The sequence below is a fragment of the Bacteroides sp. L008 genome (assembly GCF_040812255.1).
GTDB lineage: Bacteria > Bacteroidota > Bacteroidia > Bacteroidales > Bacteroidaceae > Bacteroides > Bacteroides vicugnae.
The window spans coordinates 3,566,156-3,585,971 of sequence record NZ_JBFNXO010000001.1 but is presented as its reverse complement, the minus strand read 5'-3'; the positions used below and the strand labels follow the sequence as shown (position 1 = coordinate 3,585,971).

At 40.9% G+C, this 19,816-nt stretch carries 23 protein-coding genes; all 23 read left to right on the top strand.

Annotation, left to right across the window (positions count from 1 at the left end):
• The first annotated feature begins 21 nt into the window (after positions 1-21).
• The 23 genes from rpoB to rplF all read left to right on the top strand — a co-directional run bounded on the left by rpoB (position 22) and on the right by rplF (position 19,795).
• On the top strand, positions 22-3,834 hold the full coding sequence (gene rpoB / locus AB3G73_RS14405) for a DNA-directed RNA polymerase subunit beta (protein WP_099145749.1): 3,813 nt from the start codon (positions 22-24) through the stop codon (positions 3,832-3,834).
• Positions 3,835-3,938: 104 nt separating this feature from the next.
• Complete coding sequence (gene rpoC / locus AB3G73_RS14400; protein ID WP_148365525.1) at positions 3,939-8,222, top strand: DNA-directed RNA polymerase subunit beta'; 4,284 nt, start codon at positions 3,939-3,941, stop codon at positions 8,220-8,222.
• Between the two features lie 146 nt (positions 8,223-8,368).
• Positions 8,369-8,677, top strand: a complete 309-nt coding sequence (locus AB3G73_RS14395) for a DUF3467 domain-containing protein (RefSeq protein ID WP_148365524.1) — start codon at positions 8,369-8,371, stop codon at positions 8,675-8,677.
• Positions 8,678-8,813: 136 nt separating this feature from the next.
• Positions 8,814-9,224, top strand: a complete 411-nt coding sequence (gene rpsL, locus AB3G73_RS14390; RefSeq protein WP_002558078.1) for a 30S ribosomal protein S12 — start codon at positions 8,814-8,816, stop codon at positions 9,222-9,224.
• A 143-nt stretch (positions 9,225-9,367) separates the two neighbouring features.
• The gene (gene rpsG, locus AB3G73_RS14385) at positions 9,368-9,844 is read left to right on the top strand and encodes a 30S ribosomal protein S7 (RefSeq protein WP_148365523.1); all 477 of its coding nucleotides are present in this window, start codon (positions 9,368-9,370) and stop codon (positions 9,842-9,844) included.
• A 44-nt stretch (positions 9,845-9,888) separates the two neighbouring features.
• Positions 9,889-12,006 carry an elongation factor G gene (gene fusA / locus AB3G73_RS14380; protein ID WP_148365522.1) on the top strand — a complete coding sequence of 706 codons (2,118 nt, stop codon included), beginning with the start codon at positions 9,889-9,891 and terminating at the stop codon, positions 12,004-12,006.
• Positions 12,007-12,086: 80 nt separating this feature from the next.
• Positions 12,087-12,392: a 30S ribosomal protein S10 gene (gene rpsJ / locus AB3G73_RS14375; RefSeq protein WP_002558075.1), complete on the top strand. Its 306-nt coding sequence runs from the start codon at positions 12,087-12,089 to the stop codon at positions 12,390-12,392.
• 18 nt (positions 12,393-12,410) lie between these two features.
• Entirely contained in the window at positions 12,411-13,028 is a 618-nt protein-coding gene (rplC, locus tag AB3G73_RS14370) for a 50S ribosomal protein L3 (protein ID WP_148365521.1), read from the top strand.
• Complete coding sequence (gene rplD, locus AB3G73_RS14365) at positions 13,028-13,654, top strand: 50S ribosomal protein L4 (protein ID WP_004296348.1); 627 nt, start codon at positions 13,028-13,030, stop codon at positions 13,652-13,654. The genes rplC and rplD overlap by 1 nt, the downstream gene beginning before the upstream one ends.
• Positions 13,655-13,670: 16 nt before the next feature.
• Positions 13,671-13,961, top strand: a complete 291-nt coding sequence (rplW, locus tag AB3G73_RS14360; RefSeq protein WP_004296347.1) for a 50S ribosomal protein L23 — start codon at positions 13,671-13,673, stop codon at positions 13,959-13,961.
• Between the two features lie 5 nt (positions 13,962-13,966).
• Positions 13,967-14,791 carry a 50S ribosomal protein L2 gene (gene rplB, locus AB3G73_RS14355; RefSeq protein WP_148365520.1) on the top strand — a complete coding sequence of 275 codons (825 nt, stop codon included), beginning with the start codon at positions 13,967-13,969 and terminating at the stop codon, positions 14,789-14,791.
• A 20-nt stretch (positions 14,792-14,811) separates the two neighbouring features.
• Positions 14,812-15,081, top strand: a complete 270-nt coding sequence (gene rpsS, locus AB3G73_RS14350) for a 30S ribosomal protein S19 (RefSeq protein ID WP_004296345.1) — start codon at positions 14,812-14,814, stop codon at positions 15,079-15,081.
• 36 nt (positions 15,082-15,117) lie between these two features.
• Complete coding sequence (gene rplV, locus AB3G73_RS14345) at positions 15,118-15,528, top strand: 50S ribosomal protein L22 (RefSeq protein WP_004296344.1); 411 nt, start codon at positions 15,118-15,120, stop codon at positions 15,526-15,528.
• A 5-nt stretch (positions 15,529-15,533) separates the two neighbouring features.
• A complete protein-coding gene (gene rpsC, locus AB3G73_RS14340) occupies positions 15,534-16,265 on the top strand; it encodes a 30S ribosomal protein S3 (RefSeq protein WP_004296343.1) in 732 nt (243 codons plus the stop codon).
• A 23-nt stretch (positions 16,266-16,288) separates the two neighbouring features.
• Positions 16,289-16,723, top strand: coding sequence for a 50S ribosomal protein L16 (gene rplP / locus AB3G73_RS14335; RefSeq protein WP_004291234.1), 435 nt, complete (start codon positions 16,289-16,291; stop codon positions 16,721-16,723).
• 5 nt (positions 16,724-16,728) lie between these two features.
• Positions 16,729-16,926, top strand: coding sequence for a 50S ribosomal protein L29 (rpmC, locus tag AB3G73_RS14330; RefSeq protein WP_004296342.1), 198 nt, complete (start codon positions 16,729-16,731; stop codon positions 16,924-16,926).
• A complete protein-coding gene (gene rpsQ, locus AB3G73_RS14325; protein ID WP_004296341.1) occupies positions 16,923-17,192 on the top strand; it encodes a 30S ribosomal protein S17 in 270 nt (89 codons plus the stop codon). Before rpmC ends, rpsQ begins: the two co-directional genes overlap by 4 nt.
• A 2-nt stretch (positions 17,193-17,194) precedes the next feature.
• Positions 17,195-17,560 (top strand): 50S ribosomal protein L14, encoded by a 366-nt coding sequence (gene rplN / locus AB3G73_RS14320; protein ID WP_004296340.1) that lies wholly within the window; start codon positions 17,195-17,197, stop codon positions 17,558-17,560.
• 19 nt (positions 17,561-17,579) lie between these two features.
• Positions 17,580-17,900: a 50S ribosomal protein L24 gene (gene rplX / locus AB3G73_RS14315; RefSeq protein WP_004296339.1), complete on the top strand. Its 321-nt coding sequence runs from the start codon at positions 17,580-17,582 to the stop codon at positions 17,898-17,900.
• Positions 17,900-18,457, top strand: a complete 558-nt coding sequence (gene rplE, locus AB3G73_RS14310; protein ID WP_004296338.1) for a 50S ribosomal protein L5 — start codon at positions 17,900-17,902, stop codon at positions 18,455-18,457. Before rplX ends, rplE begins: the two co-directional genes overlap by 1 nt.
• A gap of 5 nt (positions 18,458-18,462) precedes the next feature.
• Complete coding sequence (gene rpsN / locus AB3G73_RS14305) at positions 18,463-18,762, top strand: 30S ribosomal protein S14 (RefSeq protein WP_004296337.1); 300 nt, start codon at positions 18,463-18,465, stop codon at positions 18,760-18,762.
• Positions 18,763-18,814: 52 nt separating this feature from the next.
• Entirely contained in the window at positions 18,815-19,210 is a 396-nt protein-coding gene (gene rpsH, locus AB3G73_RS14300; RefSeq protein WP_004296336.1) for a 30S ribosomal protein S8, read from the top strand.
• Between the two features lie 15 nt (positions 19,211-19,225).
• Positions 19,226-19,795 carry a 50S ribosomal protein L6 gene (rplF, locus tag AB3G73_RS14295; protein WP_004296335.1) on the top strand — a complete coding sequence of 190 codons (570 nt, stop codon included), beginning with the start codon at positions 19,226-19,228 and terminating at the stop codon, positions 19,793-19,795.
• Positions 19,796-19,816 lie beyond the last annotated feature (21 nt).

Here is a 19,816-nt window from a genome sequence, read left to right as displayed (position 1 = left end):
GTTCTCCAAATTCATTAATAGATGTCTTCAAATACTGTAAATCAAAGAGTTAATTTTGCTTCGACTAAGAATCCGCTCGAATACCCGGATTTCCTGGAAGTACAATTGAAGTCATTCCAAGACTTTCTACAATTAGATACCCCACCTGAAAAGCGCAAGAATGAGGGATTGTATAAAGTATTTGCTGAAAACTTCCCTATTGCCGATACAAGAAACAATTTTGTTCTTGAGTTTCTGGACTATTATATTGATCCGCCGCGTTATACCATCGATGATTGTATAGAGCGTGGGCTTACTTATAGTGTTCCCTTAAAAGCGAAACTTAAGCTTTACTGTACGGACCCCGATCATGAGGATTTTGATACAGTGATTCAGGACGTATTCCTCGGCCCGATTCCTTATATGACTGATAAGGCTACTTTCGTCATTAACGGTGCCGAACGCGTAGTTGTGTCACAGCTTCACCGTTCTCCGGGTGTGTTCTTCGGTCAGAGTGTACATGCCAATGGTACGAAACTTTATTCGGCTCGTATTATTCCGTTTAAAGGTTCGTGGATTGAGTTTGCTACTGACATCAATAATGTGATGTACGCATACATCGACCGTAAGAAGAAATTGCCGGTAACGACTTTGTTGCGTGCAATTGGCTTCGAGAATGACAAAGATATTCTTGAGATTTTCAACCTTGCAGAAGATGTAAAGGTGAACAAGACAAATCTGAAGAAAGTGCTAGGTCGTAAATTGGCTGCACGTGTCTTGAAAACATGGATTGAAGATTTCGTTGATGAAGATACCGGTGAAGTGGTTTCTATTGAGCGTAACGAAGTTATTATCGACCGTGAAACCGTACTGGAAGAGGTGCATATTGATGAAATTTTGGAGTCGGGAGTTCAGAACATCCTTTTACATAAAGATGAACCGAACCAGTCCGATTTCTCTATCATATATAATACGCTGCAGAAGGACCCGAGTAACTCGGAAAAAGAAGCTGTGTTGTATATCTACCGTCAGTTGCGTAATGCCGATCCGGCTGATGACGCAAGTGCAAGGGAGGTTATCAACAACTTGTTCTTCTCTGAAAAACGATATGACCTTGGTGATGTAGGTCGTTACAGAATCAACAAAAAGTTGAATCTGACGACTGATATGGACGTGCGTGTCCTCACGAAGGAAGATATCATTGAAATCATCAAATATCTGATTGAGTTGATCAACTCAAAAGCAGATGTGGATGATATTGACCACTTGAGTAACCGTCGTGTACGTACGGTAGGTGAGCAGCTTTCTAATCAGTTTGCTGTTGGTCTGGCTCGTATGTCTCGTACGATTCGCGAACGTATGAACGTTCGTGACAATGAAGTGTTTACTCCGATTGATTTGATTAATGCGAAGACAATCTCTTCTGTAATCAACTCATTCTTTGGAACGAACGCATTGTCTCAGTTCATGGACCAGACAAACCCCTTGGCTGAAATTACGCACAAGCGTCGTATGTCTGCCCTTGGTCCTGGTGGTCTTTCCCGTGAACGTGCCGGATTTGAGGTTCGTGACGTTCACTACACACACTATGGTCGTCTTTGTCCGATTGAAACTCCTGAAGGTCCGAACATCGGTTTGATTTCTTCATTGTGTGTATTTGCTAAGATTAATGATCTGGGATTCATTGAAACTCCGTATCGTAAGGTCGAAAACGGGAAAGTGGATCTTTCTGATAACGGTCTGATTTATCTGACTGCTGAAGAAGAGGAAGAAAAGGTTATTGCACAGGGAAATGCTCCGTTGAATGATGACGGTACATTTGTGCGTAACAAAGTTAAATCTCGTCAGGATGCTGATTTCCCGGTTGTTGAACCGACAGAGGTTGATTTGATGGACGTTTCTCCTCAGCAGATTGCATCAATTGCTGCTTCATTGATTCCGTTCCTGGAACATGATGATGCTAACCGTGCATTGATGGGATCAAACATGATGCGTCAGGCGGTTCCTTTGTTGAGAAGTGAAGCGCCGATCGTAGGTACAGGTATCGAACGTCAGTTGGTAAGAGACTCTCGTACGCAGATTACTGCAGAAGGAGATGGTGTTGTTGACTACGTTGATGCTACTACTATCCGTATTTTGTATGACCGTACAGAAGACGAAGAGTTCGTAAGTTTCGAACCTGCTTTGAAAGAATATAGAATACCTAAGTTCCGTAAGACTAACCAGAACATGACGATTGACCTGCGTCCGATTTGTGACAGAGGCCAGCGTGTGAAGAAAGGTGACATCTTGACCGAAGGTTATTCTACAGAAAAGGGTGAATTGGCATTGGGTAAGAACTTGTTGGTTGCTTACATGCCTTGGAAAGGTTACAACTATGAGGATGCTATCGTATTGAACGAACGTGTGGTGCGCGAAGACTTGTTGACTTCGGTTCACGTAGAGGAATATTCTCTGGAAGTTCGTGAAACAAAACGTGGTATGGAAGAGTTGACTTCTGATATCCCGAATGTAAGTGAAGAAGCTACAAAAGACCTCGACGAAAATGGTATCGTAAGAATCGGTGCTCGTATCGAGCCGGGTGATATAATGATTGGTAAGATTACACCGAAGGGTGAATCTGATCCTTCTCCAGAAGAAAAATTGCTTCGTGCCATCTTTGGTGATAAGGCAGGTGACGTGAAAGATGCTTCCTTGAAAGCTTCTCCTTCTTTGAAAGGTGTTGTGATCGATAAGAAACTTTTCTCACGTGTGATTAAGAATCGTAGCTCTAAACTGGCCGATAAAGCATTATTGCCTAAGATTGATGATGAATTTGAAGCTAAGGTAGCTGACCTGAAACGTATCCTGGTTAAGAAACTGATGACTTTGACTGAAGGCAAGGTTTCTCAAGGTGTGAAGGATTATCTGGGTGCGGAAGTAATTGCGAAAGGTTCTAAGTTCAGTGTTTCTGATTTTGATTCACTCGACTTTACTTCTATTCAATTGAGCAACTGGACTAGTGATGATCATATTAACGGTATGATTCGTGATCTGGTAATGAATTTCATTAAGAAATACAAAGAGCTGGATGCAGAATTGAAACGTAAGAAGTTTGCTATTACAATTGGTGATGAACTTCCAGCTGGTATTATCCAGATGGCAAAAGTATATATTGCTAAGAAGCGTAAGATTGGTGTGGGTGATAAGATGGCAGGTCGCCACGGTAACAAGGGTATTGTATCCCGTGTTGTTCGTCAGGAAGATATGCCGTTCTTGTCCGATGGTACTCCGGTTGACATCGTATTGAATCCGTTGGGTGTGCCTTCTCGTATGAACATTGGTCAGATTTTCGAAGCTGTATTAGGGCGTGCCGGAAAAACATTGGGTGTGAAATTTGCAACTCCTATTTTTGACGGTGCTACAATGGAAGATCTGGATCAGTGGACAGACAAGGCAGGATTGCCTCGTTACTGTAAAACTTATCTTTGTGATGGTGGTACAGGTGAGCAATTTGACCAGGCAGCTACTGTGGGTGTGACTTACATGTTGAAGTTGGGCCACATGGTTGAAGACAAGATGCATGCTCGTTCTATCGGTCCGTACTCATTGATTACTCAGCAACCTCTTGGTGGTAAAGCACAGTTCGGTGGTCAGCGTTTCGGAGAAATGGAGGTTTGGGCACTCGAAGGTTTTGGTGCTGCTCATATCCTGCAGGAAATCCTTACTATCAAGTCTGATGACGTGGTAGGACGTTCGAAAGCTTATGAAGCAATTGTGAAAGGTGAACCGATGCCGCAACCTGGTATTCCGGAATCCTTGAACGTATTGTTGCACGAGTTGAGAGGATTAGGTTTGAGTATCAACCTAGAATAAAATAATAAAGAATATGTGGTGTCAACAAGCCGATGACGGTCTGTTGACATCCGTGTCTTTTCAATTTCCAATGATTCAATTATCAAATCTCAATTATATAGAGTATGGCTTTTAGAAAAGAAAATAAGACGAAAAGTAATTTCTCGAAGATCTCAATTGGTCTGGCTTCTCCGGAAGAAATCCTTGAGAATTCGAGTGGTGAAGTTTTGAAGCCTGAAACCATTAATTACCGTACGTACAAACCCGAACGTGATGGTTTGTTCTGCGAGCGCATTTTTGGTCCTATCAAGGATTATGAATGTCATTGCGGTAAATACAAGCGTATCCGTTATAAAGGTATCGTCTGCGACCGTTGTGGTGTGGAAGTTACTGAAAAGAAAGTACGCCGTGAACGTATGGGACATATCCAGTTGGTTGTGCCGGTGGCTCACATCTGGTATTTCCGTTCGCTCCCTAATAAAATCGGTTATTTGCTCGGACTGCCGACGAAGAAACTGGATTCGATTATATACTACGAACGTTACGTTGTTATTCAGCCGGGTGTAAAAGCTGAAGACGGTGTAGCTGAATATGATTTGCTCTCTGAAGAAGAATATCTGGATATTTTGGATACACTTCCAAAAGACAATCAATATCTTGAAGATAATGATCCGAACAAATTTGTTGCAAAGATGGGGGCTGAAGCTATCTATGATTTGCTGGCTCGTCTGGATCTGGATGCTTTGTCTTACGAATTGCGTCACCGTGCAGGTAACGATGCTTCACAGCAACGTAAGAATGAAGCTTTGAAACGTCTTCAGGTAGTAGAGTCGTTCCGTGCATCACGTGGACGCAACAAACCGGAATGGATGATTGTACGTATCGTACCGGTTATCCCGCCCGAACTTCGTCCGTTGGTTCCGTTGGATGGTGGCCGTTTTGCTACATCTGACTTGAACGACCTTTATCGTCGTGTAATTATCCGTAATAACCGTCTGAAACGACTGATTGAAATCAAGGCTCCGGAAGTGATCTTGCGTAATGAAAAACGTATGCTTCAGGAATCTGTCGATTCTTTGTTTGATAACTCACGTAAGTCAAGTGCTGTGAAGACAGACGCCAACCGCCCGTTGAAGTCATTGTCTGATAGCTTGAAAGGTAAGCAAGGACGTTTCCGTCAGAACTTGCTGGGTAAACGTGTTGACTACTCTGCTCGTTCGGTAATCGTCGTGGGGCCGGAATTGAAGATGGGTGAATGCGGTATTCCTAAATTGATGGCTGCCGAATTGTACAAGCCGTTTATTATTCGTAAGCTTATCGAACGTGGTATCGTTAAGACTGTAAAGTCTGCCAAGAAGATCGTTGACCGCAAGGAACCGGTGATCTGGGATATTCTGGAACATGTAATGAAAGGACATCCGGTACTGTTGAACCGTGCTCCGACATTGCACCGTTTGGGTATTCAGGCTTTCCAGCCTAAGATGATCGAAGGTAAAGCTATCCAGTTGCACCCGTTGGCATGTACGGCATTCAACGCCGACTTTGACGGTGACCAGATGGCTGTTCACTTGCCTTTGAGTAATGAAGCAATTCTGGAAGCACAAATGTTGATGCTTCAATCACATAATATATTGAACCCGGCAAACGGTGCGCCTATTACTGTGCCTGCACAGGATATGGTTCTTGGTTTGTACTATATTACTAAGTTGCGTGCTGGTGCGAAAGGTGAAGGTTTGACGTTCTACGGACCGGAAGAGGCGTTGATCGCTTACAATGAAGGTAAGGTCGATATTCATGCTCCGGTGAAAGTTATCGTGAAAGACGTTGATGAAAATGGTAACATTGTAGACGTAATGCGCGAAACTTCGGTAGGACGTGTGATTGTTAATGAAATCGTTCCGCCTGAAGCTGGTTATATCAATACAATTATCTCTAAGAAATCTCTTCGTGATATTATTAGTGATGTAATTAAGGTATGTGGTGTGGCTAAGGCTGCCGACTTCCTGGATGGAATCAAGAACTTAGGTTATCAGATGGCGTTCAAGGGTGGTTTGTCATTCAACTTGGGTGATATTATCATTCCGAAGGAGAAAGAAACGTTGGTACAGAAAGGTTACGACGAAGTAGAACAAGTCGTAAACAACTATAACATGGGTTTCATTACCAACAACGAACGTTACAACCAGGTGATCGATATCTGGACACATGTAAACTCGGAGTTGTCTAATATCCTGATGAAGACAATTTCTTCGGATGATCAGGGATTCAACTCTGTATATATGATGCTTGACTCTGGTGCCCGTGGTTCTAAAGAACAGATTCGTCAGTTATCAGGTATGCGTGGTTTGATGGCAAAACCGCAGAAAGCAGGTGCTGAAGGTGGTCAGATCATTGAGAACCCGATTTTGTCAAACTTTAAAGAGGGACTTTCCGTGTTGGAGTACTTTATCTCTACCCACGGTGCTCGTAAAGGTTTGGCGGATACCGCTTTGAAGACTGCCGATGCCGGTTATCTGACTCGTCGTCTGGTGGACGTATCACACGATGTGATTATTACAGAAGAAGACTGCGGTACACTTCGTGGATTGGTTTGTACAGACCTTAAGAATAACGATGAAGTTATTGCTACTCTGTATGAACGTATCTTAGGACGTGTTTCCGTACATGATATAATCCATCCTACAACAGGTGAATTGCTTGTTGCCGGTGGTGAAGAAATCACTGAAGAAGTTGGTAAGAAGATTCAGGATTCTCCGATTGAGAGTGTTGAAATCCGCTCGGTATTAACTTGTGAAGCGAAGAAAGGTGTTTGTGCTAAATGTTACGGACGTAATCTGGCAACGAGCCGTATGGTTCAGAGAGGAGAAGCTGTCGGTGTAATTGCAGCTCAGTCTATTGGTGAGCCGGGTACACAGTTGACATTGCGTACATTCCACGCCGGTGGTACTGCTGCGAATATTGCTGCTAATGCAAGTATCGTTGCTAAAAACAATGCACGTCTTGAATTTGAAGAGTTGCGTACGGTAGATATCGTTGATGAGATGGGTGAATCTGCTAAAGTGGTAGTGGGTCGTTTGGCCGAAGTACGCTTTGTGGATGTGAACACTGGTATCGTTCTTTCTACTCATAACGTTCCTTATGGTTCAACACTGTATGTAGGTGACGGTGATTTGGTAGAAAAAGGCAAGCTGATTGCTAAGTGGGACCCGTTCAACGCTGTAATTATCACAGAAGCAACTGGTAAGATCGAATTTGAGGGCGTAATTGAAAACGTTACTTATAAGGTTGAATCGGATGAAGCAACAGGTCTTCGTGAAATTATTATTATTGAATCCAAGGATAAAACCAAAGTTCCTACAGCTCATATCTTGACAGAGGACGGTGATTTGATCCGTACTTATAACTTACCGGTAGGTGGTCACGTAATCATCGAGAACGGTCAGAAGGTAAAAGCTGGTGAAGTAATCGTGAAGATTCCGCGTGCCGTAGGTAAAGCGGGTGATATCACGGGTGGTCTTCCTCGTGTTACTGAATTGTTTGAAGCTCGTAACCCGTCAAATCCGGCTGTCGTTTCTGAAATCGACGGTGAGGTAACAATGGGTAAGATCAAGCGTGGTAACCGTGAGATCATTGTAACTTCTAAGACTGGTGAGGTTAAGAAATATCTGGTTGCATTGTCTAAGCAGATTCTGGTACAGGAAAATGACTATGTACGTGCAGGTACTCCGTTGTCTGACGGTGCTACTACTCCAGCAGATATCTTGGCTATTAAAGGTCCTACAGCTGTACAAGAATATATCGTGAATGAAGTTCAGGATGTATACCGTTTGCAGGGTGTGAAGATCAATGATAAGCACTTCGAGATTATTGTTCGTCAGATGATGCGCAAGGTGCAGATTGATGAACCGGGAGATACTCGTTTCCTCGAACAGCAAGTTGTAGATAAACTGGAATTCATGGAAGAAAATGATCGTATCTGGGGTAAGAAAGTCGTAGTGGATGCTGGTGATTCTCAAAATATGCAAGCAGGTCAGATTGTAACTGCCCGCAAGTTGCGTGATGAGAACAGTATGTTGAAACGTCGTGACTTGAAACCGGTTGAGGTTCGTGACGCTGTTGCTGCTACCTCTACTCAGATCCTTCAGGGTATTACACGTGCTGCTTTACAGACTTCAAGCTTCATGTCAGCGGCTTCCTTCCAGGAAACAACGAAAGTCTTGAATGAGGCTGCTATCAACGGTAAGGTCGATAAGTTGGAAGGTATGAAGGAAAATGTGATTTGTGGTCACTTGATTCCTGCAGGTACCGGTCAGCGCGAATTCGAAAAACTCATCGTTGGATCAAAAGAAGAGTATGACCGTATCTTGGCTAACAAGAAAACGGTACTTGACTACAATGAAGTAGAATAAATACAATTCAATTGACTATATGAGAAGGAGCGATTACCAGATTGGGCAATTGCTCCTTTTTTTATTTCTTTTTTACTTGTGTGTATTGCTATTAGTCTCAGGAAAAATGTGTTATTTTGCAGGATAACTTTTTAATCATATAAAATATGGAAGAACAAAATAACAACGGACAATTACAGATTGAATTGAGAGAAGAGGTAGCGCAGGGCACTTATGCAAATCTAGCTATTATTACTCATTCTAGTTCTGAATTCATTCTTGACTTCGTGCGCGTAATGCCGGGTATACCAAAGGCTGGGGTGCAATCTCGCATTATTGTGGCTCCAGAACACGCAAAACGTCTGCTGCGGGCACTGGAAGACAATATAGCAAAGTATGAACGGGTATTCGGGCCGATTCGTACTTCAGATGAACCTTCTCTTCCTCCCTTGACAGGTGTAAAAGGCGAAGCGTGAGGATGATATAAAAACATTAAAAAAGAAAAAAAAGTTGTAGCGCATTGAATATTCAAATATTATTCGTATTTTTGCAGCCCAAAATGTATAGTTACGAAATTAATATAACAATAATATAAATCAAAAAACAATTAAAATGCCTACAATTCAGCAATTAGTAAGAAAAGGACGCGAAGTGCTGGTGGAGAAAAGTAAATCTCCAGCCTTGGATTCATGTCCTCAAAGACGTGGCGTTTGCGTGAGAGTATATACTACTACTCCGAAGAAGCCGAACTCTGCAATGCGTAAAGTAGCTCGTGTACGTTTGACTAACCAAAAAGAGGTGAACTCATACATTCCGGGAGAAGGTCACAACTTGCAGGAACACTCAATCGTTTTGGTACGTGGCGGTCGTGTAAAAGACCTTCCGGGTGTACGTTATCACATCGTTCGTGGTACACTTGATACAGCAGGTGTTGCTGGTCGTACTCAGAGACGTTCTAAGTATGGTGCTAAGCGTCCGAAACCGGGACAAGCTGCCGCTCCAGCTAAAGGTAAGAAAAAATAAGGATTAAGACCTAATTAAAATTAAAGTAATAACTTACGTTTTAGTTTGTTGGAAATGCTAAAGGTTGAGTAAATTCTCCGGAGGGAGAGTTGAAGAAGTCAAGAAGTAGACAACCAAGAACAAAAACATTATTTTTCAAACAAATGAGAAAAGCAAAACCAAAAAAACGCGTAATCCTTCCGGATCCCGTGTTTAATGATCAAAAGGTTTCTAAGTTCGTGAACCACTTGATGTATGATGGAAAGAAAAATACATCTTATGAAATCTTTTATGCCGCTCTGGAAACAGTGAAAGTAAAACTTCCTAACGAAGAAAAATCTGCTCTCGAAATCTGGAAAAAGGCTTTGGATAATGTAACTCCGCAAGTGGAAGTAAAGTCTCGCCGTGTAGGTGGTGCTACTTTCCAAGTTCCTACCGAAATCCGTCCGGACCGTAAAGAATCAATTTCAATGAAGAACCTGATTCTGTATGCTCGTAAAAGAGGTGGTAAATCAATGGCTGACAAGTTGGCTGCTGAAATTATGGATGCCTTCAATGAACAAGGCGGTGCATACAAACGTAAAGAAGATATGCATAGAATGGCAGAAGCTAACCGTGCATTTGCTCATTTTAGATTCTAATACTGTAAGAAACCAAATATAAACTTAAAGTAAAGGAATTGAAGATGGCTAAACATGATTTACATTTAACTCGTAATATCGGTATCATGGCTCACATTGATGCCGGAAAAACAACTACTTCTGAACGTATCTTGTTCTACACTGGATTGACTCACAAAATTGGTGAAGTTCATGACGGTGCTGCTACTATGGACTGGATGGAACAGGAGCAAGAACGTGGTATCACTATTACATCTGCTGCTACAACAACTAGATGGAAGTATGCTGGTGATACTTATAAAATTAACTTGATTGACACTCCGGGGCACGTTGACTTTACCGCAGAGGTAGAACGTTCATTGCGTATTCTTGATGGAGCTGTGGCTGCTTACTGTGCTGTTGGTGGTGTTGAGCCTCAATCGGAAACAGTATGGCGTCAAGCTGATAAATATAACGTTCCTCGTATTGCTTATGTAAATAAGATGGACCGCTCTGGTGCTGACTTCTTTGAAGTAGTTCGTCAGATGAAGGATGTTCTTGGAGCTAATCCATGTCCTATTGTTGTTCCCATCGGTGCTGAAGAATCTTTCAGAGGTCTTGTTGATCTTATCAAAATGAAAGCTATTTATTGGCATGATGAAACAATGGGAGCGGATTATACTGTAGAAGAAATTCCGGCAAATCTTGTTGACGAAGCGAATGAATGGAGAGATAAGATGCTTGAAAAAGTAGCTGAATTTGATGATGCTTTGATGGAGAAGTATTTCGATGATCCTTCTACTATTACTGAAGAGGAAGTGTTGAGAGCTCTTCGCAATGCAACAGTTCAAATGGCTGTAGTTCCTATGTTATGTGGATCTTCTTTCAAGAATAAAGGTGTTCAGACTTTGCTTGACTACGTTTGTGCTTTCTTGCCTTCTCCGCTGGATACAGAGAATGTTATCGGTACAAATCCTAATACAGGAGCTGAAGAAGATCGTAAGCCAAGTGATGATGAAAAAACATCGGCTTTGGCATTTAAGATTGCAACTGACCCATATGTGGGTCGTTTGACTTTCTTCCGTGTTTATTCAGGTAAAATTGAAGCAGGTTCTTATATTTACAACTCTCGCTCTGGTAAGAAAGAACGCGTTTCTCGTCTGTTCCAGATGCACTCTAACAAACAGAATCCGGTTGAAGTAATCGGTGCTGGTGATATTGGTGCAGGTGTAGGATTCAAAGATATTCGTACAGGGGATACTTTGTGTGATGAAACTGCTCCGATAGTACTTGAATCTATGGACTTCCCGGAACCGGTTATTGGTATCGCTGTAGAACCTAAGACTCAGAAAGATATGGATAAGCTGTCTAACGGTTTGGCTAAATTGGCTGAAGAAGATCCGACGTTTACAGTGAAAACTGATGAACAAACAGGACAGACTGTGATTTCTGGTATGGGCGAGTTGCACTTGGATATTATCATCGATCGTCTGAAGCGTGAGTTTAAAGTAGAGTGTAATCAAGGTAAACCACAGGTTAATTATAAAGAAGCTATCACTAAGACAGTTGATCTTCGTGAAGTGTATAAGAAACAGTCTGGTGGTCGTGGTAAATTTGCTGATATCATCGTTAAGATTGGTCCGGTTGATGAAGACTTCAAAGAAGGAGGTCTGCAGTTTATCGATGAAGTAAAGGGTGGTAATATTCCTAAGGAATTCATCCCTGCAGTTCAGAAAGGCTTTACGAATGCCATGAAGAGTGGCGTTTTGGCAGGTTATCCGCTGGATTCATTGAAAGTAACTTTGGTTGATGGTTCATTCCACCCAGTTGACTCTGACCAGTTGTCATTCGAAATCTGTGCAATGCAAGCCTATAAGAATGCATGCGCTAAGGCAGGTCCTGTTTTGATGGAACCTATCATGAAACTGGAAGTTGTAACTCCGGAAGAAAACATGGGTGATGTTATCGGTGACTTGAATAAACGTCGTGGACAGGTTGAAGGAATGGAATCTAGTCGTTCTGGTGCTCGTATCGTGAAGGCAATGGTTCCGCTGGCAGAAATGTTTGGTTATGTAACAGCTTTACGTACTATCACTTCTGGACGTGCAACTTCATCAATGACTTACTCTCATCACGCTCAACTTTCTTCTTCTATTGCCAAAGCTGTATTGGAAGAAGTAAAAGGACGTGCTGATTTACTCTAAAATATCTAAAGCAGCAGGCTAGCGAATGACTCTTAGCCTGCCGCTTTATCTTATTATAAATGTATTAATTAAAAAAAATAATGAGTCAGAAAATTAGAATTAAATTGAAATCTTACGACCACAACTTGGTTGACAAGTCAGCTGAGAAAATTGTAAGAACTGTAAAAGCTACAGGTGCTATTGTTAGCGGTCCGATACCTCTGCCTACGCACAAGCGTATCTTTACTGTGAACCGTTCGACTTTCGTAAACAAAAAGTCTCGTGAGCAATTTGAACTCTCTTCTTATAAGAGATTGATCGACATCTATAGCTCAACAGCTAAGACAGTAGATGCTCTGATGAAGTTGGAATTGCCAAGTGGTGTGGAAGTAGAAATTAAAGTTTGATAATTAAAAATTAGTGAAATGCCAGGATTATTAGGAAAAAAAATCGGAATGACATCCGTTTTCAGTGCCGATGGTAAAAATGTACCATGCACTGTTATCGAAGCAGGTCCTTGTGTTGTTACTCAAGTTAAAACTGTAGAAAAAGATGGCTATGCAGCTGTTCAGTTGGGTTTCCAAGACAAAAAGGAAAAACATACAACTAAACCGTTGATGGGACATTTTAAAAGAGCAGGAGTAACACCGAAGAGACACTTGGCTGAGTTCAAAGAATTTGAGACAGAATTGAATCTGGGTGATACTGTTACCGTAGAGATGTTTAACGATGCTAACTTTGTTGACGTTGTTGGAACTTCTAAAGGTAAGGGTTTCCAGGGTGTAGTAAAAAGACATGGTTTTGGTGGTGTGGGTCAGGCTACTCACGGACAGCACAACCGCGCTCGTAAACCGGGTTCTATTGGTGCTTGTTCTTACCCTGCAAAAGTATTCAAGGGAATGCGCATGGGTGGACAACTTGGTGGTGACAGAGTCACTGTACAAAACTTGCAGGTATTAAAAGTAATCGCGGATCATAACCTTCTTTTGATCAAAGGTTCTATCCCGGGTTGCAAAGGTTCAATCGTATTAATTGAGAAATAATGGAAGTTAACGTATATAACATTAAAGGTGAAGACACTGGGAGAAAGGTTACGTTAAACGAATCTATCTTCGGAATTGAGCCCAACGACCACGCTATCTATTTGGATGTAAAACAATTTATGGCCAATCAGCGTCAGGGTACTCATAAGTCAAAAGAAAGAAGTGAAATCAGTGGTTCAACTCGTAAGATCGGTCGCCAGAAAGGTGGTGGCGGAGCTCGTCGTGGTGATATGAACTCACCGGTTCTTGTAGGTGGTGCCCGCGTTTTCGGTCCGAAGCCAAGAGACTACTTCTTTAAGTTGAATAAAAAAGTTAAGACATTGGCTCGTAAGTCAGCTTTGTCTTATAAAGCTCAAAACGATGCAATCGTTGTCGTTGAGGATTTCACATTTGAAGCTCCTAAGACAAAAGATTTCGTTGCAATGACAAAAAATCTTAAAGTTTCCGATAAAAAGCTACTTGTAATTTTACCGGAAGCAAATAAAAACGTATATTTGTCAGCTCGTAACATTGAGGGTGCTAATGTGCAGACTATCTCGGGATTAAATACTTACAGAGTATTGAATGCTGGGGTTGTTGTGCTTACAGAAAACTCTCTGAAGGCTATTGACAATATCTTAATTTAAAAAGGAGGCTTAAATAATGGGAATTATTATTAAACCGTTGGTAACAGAGAAAATGACTGCAATCACAGATAAGCTGAATCGTTTCGGCTTTGTTGTACGTCCTGAAGCTAACAAACTGGAAATTAAGAAGGAAATTGAAGCTCTTTATAATGTTACAGTAGTTGATGTGAATACTGTGAAGTATGCTGGCAAAAATAAGAGCCGTTATACCAAAGCAGGTATCATCAATGGTCGTACGAATGCTTTCAAAAAAGCAATCGTGACATTGAAAGAAGGAGATACTATTGATTTTTATAGCAATATTTAATAAAAATGGCAGTACGTAAATTTAAGCCCACAACACCGGGGCAAAGACATAAAATTATTGGTACTTTCGAAGAAATTACTGCATCAGTACCAGAAAAGTCTCTTGTATATGGTAAGAAATCATCTGGTGGTCGTAACAGCGAAGGTAAGATGACTATGCGCTACATTGGTGGCGGTCATAGAAAGGTGATTAGAATTGTTGATTTCAAGAGAAATAAGGACGGTGTTCCAGCAGTAGTTAAAACAATTGAATACGATCCGAATCGTTCGGCTCGTATCGCTCTGTTATTTTATGCTGATGGAGAAAAAAGATATATTATTGCTCCCAATGGATTGCAAGTTGGTGCGACTCTAATGTCAGGTGAAACAGCAGCGCCAGAGATTGGTAATGCTCTTCCTCTTCAAAACATTCCGGTGGGTACTGTGATTCACAATATCGAATTACGTCCGGGACAGGGTGCTGCTCTGGTTCGTTCAGCTGGTAACTTTGCTCAGTTGACTTCTCGCGAGGGTAAGTATTGTGTAATTAAGTTGCCTTCAGGTGAAGTTAGACAGATTCTTAGCACTTGTAAAGCTACTGTCGGTAGTGTAGGTAACTCTGATCATGGATTGGAAAGTTCAGGTAAAGCCGGACGTTCTCGTTGGCAAGGACGTCGTCCTCGTAACCGTGGTGTTGTAATGAACCCGGTTGATCACCCGATGGGTGGTGGTGAAGGACGCGCTTCCGGAGGTCATCCAAGATCACGTAAGGGATTGTACGCTAAGGGACTTAAGACTAGAGCTCCTAAGAAACAGTCGTCTAAGTACATTATTGAGAGAAGAAAAAAGTAATCTGATTAATTGAGTAAACTATGAGTCGTTCATTAAAAAAAGGTCCATATATTAACGTTAAGCTTGAAAAGAGAATTCTTGCCATGAATGAATCTGGTAAGAAAGTCGTAGTAAAGACTTGGGCCAGAGCTTCAATGATTTCGCCTGATTTTGTAGGCCATACAGTTGCAGTTCACAATGGAAATAAATTTATTCCTGTTTATGTTACCGAGAATATGGTAGGACACAAGTTGGGCGAATTTGCTCCAACTCGTACATTCAGAGGACATGCTGGTAACAAGAAAAGATAACAGGATTTATTTGAAATAATAAAGTAATAAATAATAATGGGAGCAAGAAAAAAAATATCGGCTGAAAAGAGAAAAGAAGCCCTTAAGACCATGTATTTTGCAAAATTGCAAAATGTTCCTACTTCTCCGCGTAAGATGCGTCTGGTTGCAGATATGATCCGTGGTATGGAAGTGAACAGAGCACTTGGTGTTTTGAAATTTTCTTCAAAAGAAGCTGCTGCAAGAGTGGAAAAATTGCTTCGCTCTGCAATTGCTAACTGGGAACAGAAAAACGAACGTAAAGCGGAAAGTGGCGAGTTGTTCGTAACACAGATTTTTGTTGATGGTGGAGCTACACTCAAAAGAATGAGACCGGCACCACAGGGTAGAGGTTATAGAATTCGCAAACGTTCAAATCACGTAACATTGTTCGTTGGTGCTAAAAGTAATAACGAAGATCAAAATTAAGGTAGATGGGACAAAAAGTTAATCCAATAAGCAACCGTTTAGGAATTATCAGAGGATGGGATTCTAACTGGTATGGTGGAAATGATTACGGTGATTCTTTGCTGGAAGATAGCAAAATCCGTAAATATCTTAATGCAAGACTTGCAAAAGCAAGTGTATCAAGAATCGTAATTGAACGTACGCTGAAGCTCGTTACTATTACTGTTTGCACTGCTCGCCCGGGTATTATTATCGGTAAAGGTGGCCAAGAAGTTGATAAGTTAAAAGAGGAGTTGAAGAAGGTTACCGACAAAGATATTCAAATCAATATCTTTGAAGTGAAGAGACCGGAACTGGATGCCGTGATTGTTGCTAACAACATCGCTCGCCAGGTTGAAGGTAAAATTGCCTATCGCCGTGCCATCAAAATGGCTATCGCAAACACAATGCGTATGGGTGCTGAAGGTATCAAAATTCAGATTTCAGGACGTTTGAATGGAGCTGAAATGGCACGTTCTGAAATGTATAAAGAAGGAAGAACTCCGTTGCACACTTTCAGAGCTGATATCGACTACTGTCATGCAGAAGCATTGACTAAAGTAGGTCTTTTAGGTATCAAAGTTTGGATTTGTAGAGGTGAAGTGTTTGGTAAGAAAGAATTGGCTCCGAACTTTACACAAAGCAAAGAAAGTGGTCGTGGAAACAATAGTGGAAACAACGGCGGAAAGAACTTCAAAAGAAAGAAAAATAATCGCTAAACGAATTTGAATTTTAGGAAACTATGTTACAACCGAAAAAGACAAAATTCAGAAGACAACAAAAAGGCCGTCAGAAAGGTAATGCCCAGAGAGGCAACCAGCTGGCCTTTGGTTCTTTTGGCATAAAGGCTTTGGAGACTAAGTGGATTACAGGCCGTCAGATCGAAGCTGCTCGTATTGCAGTAACAAGATATATGCAACGTCAAGGACAGATCTGGATCCGTATATTCCCGGATAAACCGATCACTAGAAAACCTGCCGATGTACGTATGGGTAAAGGTAAAGGTGCTCCAGAGGGATTTGTGGCTCCTGTGACTCCAGGTAGAATCATTATTGAAGCTGAAGGAGTATCTTACGAAATCGCGAAAGAAGCATTGCGCTTAGCTGCTCAAAAGCTTCCTATTACAACGAAGTTTGTCGTAAGACGTGATTATGATATTCAAAATCAAAATGCGTAAGTGTTATGAAAATTGCAGAAATAAAAGAAATGACTACTAATGATTTAGTAGAAAGAGTAGAGGCGGAAACAGCTAATTATAACCAAATGGTTATCAATCATTCTATTTCTCCTTTGGAAAATCCTGCTCAAATCAAACAATTACGCAGGACTATTGCGCGTATGAAAACAGAATTGCGCGAAAGAGAACTTAACAATAAATGATCAGCTTGATGGAAGCAAGAAATTTAAGAAAAGAAAGAACAGGGGTTGTGTTGAGCAATAAGATGGATAAGACCATCACAGTTGCTGCCAAATTTAAGGAAAAACACCCTATATATGGTAAGTTCGTTAGTAAAACGAAGAAGTACCATGCTCACGATGAAAAGAATGAATGCAATATCGGTGATACTGTAAGCATCATGGAAACTCGTCCTTTGAGCAAGACTAAAAGATGGAGATTAGTAGAAATAATTGAAAGAGCTAAGTAATTATGATACAAGTAGAATCCAGACTTACAGTATGTGATAACAGTGGAGCGAAAGAGGCGTTGTGTATCCGCGTTTTGGGTGGTACAGGCCGTCGTTATGCTTCAGTGGGGGATGTCATTGTAGTTTCAGTGAAGAGTGTTATCCCTTCTAGTGATGTTAAAAAAGGTGCAGTATCAAAGGCTTTGATTGTACGTACAAAGAAAGAAATCCGTCGTCCTGATGGTTCTTATATACGTTTTGATGATAATGCTTGCGTGTTGTTGAATAATGCAGGTGAAATTAGAGGTAGTCGTATTTTCGGTCCTGTAGCAAGAGAGCTTCGTGCTACAAACATGAAAGTTGTGTCACTTGCGCCTGAGGTACTTTAATTTGTAAAAGATTTAAGTAATGAGTAAATTACATATTAAAAAAGGCGATACAGTTTACGTAAATGCTGGCGAAGATAAGGGCAAAACTGGTCGTGTATTGAAGGTTCTTGTTAAAGAAGGACGTGCATTTGTAGAAGGTATCAATATGGTATCTAAAAGCACAAAACCGAATGCTAAGAATCCGCAAGGTGGTATCGTGAAGCAGGAAGCTTCTATCCACATTTCAAACTTGAATCCGGTTGATCCAAAAACTGGTAAAGCAACGCGTATTGGGAGAAAAAAGAGTTCGGAAGGAACTTTAGTGCGTTATTCTAAAAAATCAGGAGAGGAGATTAAGTAATGAGTAATACTGCTAGTCTTAAGAAAGAATATGCAGAGCGTATAGCACCTGCATTGAAATCACAGTTCCAGTATTCTTCTACAATGCAGGTACCCGTACTTAAGAAGATTGTTATCAATCAAGGGTTAGGTATGGCTGTTGCTGATAAGAAGATTATCGAAGTTGCAATCAATGAAATGACAGCTATCACAGGTCAGAAAGCTGTAGCTACCATTTCTCGTAAAGATATTGCAAACTTTAAGTTGCGTAAAAAAATGCCGATTGGTGTTATGGTAACTTTGCGTCGTGAAAGAATGTACGAATTCCTTGAAAAATTGGTTCGTGTAGCTCTTCCTCGTATTCGTGACTTTAAAGGTATCGAAAGTAAGTTTGATGGTAAAGGTAACTATACCCTTGGTATTCAGGAACAAATCATTTTCCCTGAAATAAATATCGATAGTATTACAAGAATTCTCGGAATGAATATTACCTTTGTAACCTCTGCGGAAACAGATGAAGAAGGTTATGCTTTGCTGAAGGAATTCGGTTTACCTTTTAAAAACGCTAAAAAAGACTAATAGATATGGCAAAGGAATCAATGAAAGCACGTGAAGTAAAACGTGCTAAATTAGTAGCCAAATACGCCGAAAGAAGAGCTGCTTTGAAGCAAATCGTAAGAACAGGTGATCCTGCTGATGCTTTTGAAGCTGCACAGAAGTTGCAAGAGTTGCCAAAGAATTCTAATCCGATTCGTATGCACAACCGTTGCAAACTGACTGGACGTCCTAAAGGTTATATTCGTCAATTCGGAATTTCGAGAATTCAGTTCCGTGAGATGGCATCTAACGGACTGATCCCAGGCGTAAAAAAAGCAAGCTGGTAATTATTGTTTAAATATTGTCAGGGTAGTCCTGATTAATTTAATTTATTTTTATATGACTGATCCAATAGCAGATTATTTAACGAGGTTGCGGAACGCGATTGGTGCAAAGCACAGAGTTGTTGAAGTTCCCGCTTCGAACTTGAAAAAAGAAATCACTAAGATTCTTTTTGAAAAAGGCTACATTCTTAATTATAAGTTTGTAGAAGATGGTCCTCAAGGAACTATTAAGGTTGCCTTGAAGTATGATTCTGTTAACAAAGTTAACGCAATCAAAAAGTTAGAAAGAATATCTTCTCCGGGTATGCGTAAGTATACTGGTTACAAAGATATGCCGCGTGTTATTAATGGGCTGGGTATTGCTATAATATCTACTTCCAAAGGTGTAATGACTAACAAAGAGGCTGCAGAACTGAAGATCGGTGGTGAAGTCTTGTGTTATGTATATTAATTAGGAGGAATTAGAATGTCAAGAATAGGAAAATTACCCATTAGTATCCCTGCTGGAGTGACAGTCACTCTGAAGGATAATGTGGTTACCGTAAAGGGACCCAAAGGCGAAATGAGCCAATATGTGAATCCTGCTATCAATGTTGCCATTGAAGACGGACACGTAACTTTAACAGAAAACGATAAAGAAATGCTTGATAACCCGAAGCAAAAACATGCTTTCCACGGTTTGTATCGCTCTTTGGTTCACAACATGGTTGTGGGCGTATCTGAAGGATACAAGAAGGAACTGGAACTTGTAGGTGTAGGTTATCGTGCTTCTAACCAAGGTAACATCATTGAGCTTGCTTTAGGTTATACACACAATATTTTCATTCAATTACCTGCTGAGGTAAAAGTTGAAACTAAGTCTGAAAGAAATAAGAATCCTCTTATTATATTGGAATCGTGTGACAAACAATTGCTTGGTCAAGTTTGCTCTAAAATACGTTCTTTCCGTAAGCCTGAACCATACAAGGGTAAAGGTATTAAGTTTGTTGGCGAAGTAATTCGTAGAAAGTCTGGTAAATCAGCCGGCGCTAAGTAATTCATATAAAATTAGATTATT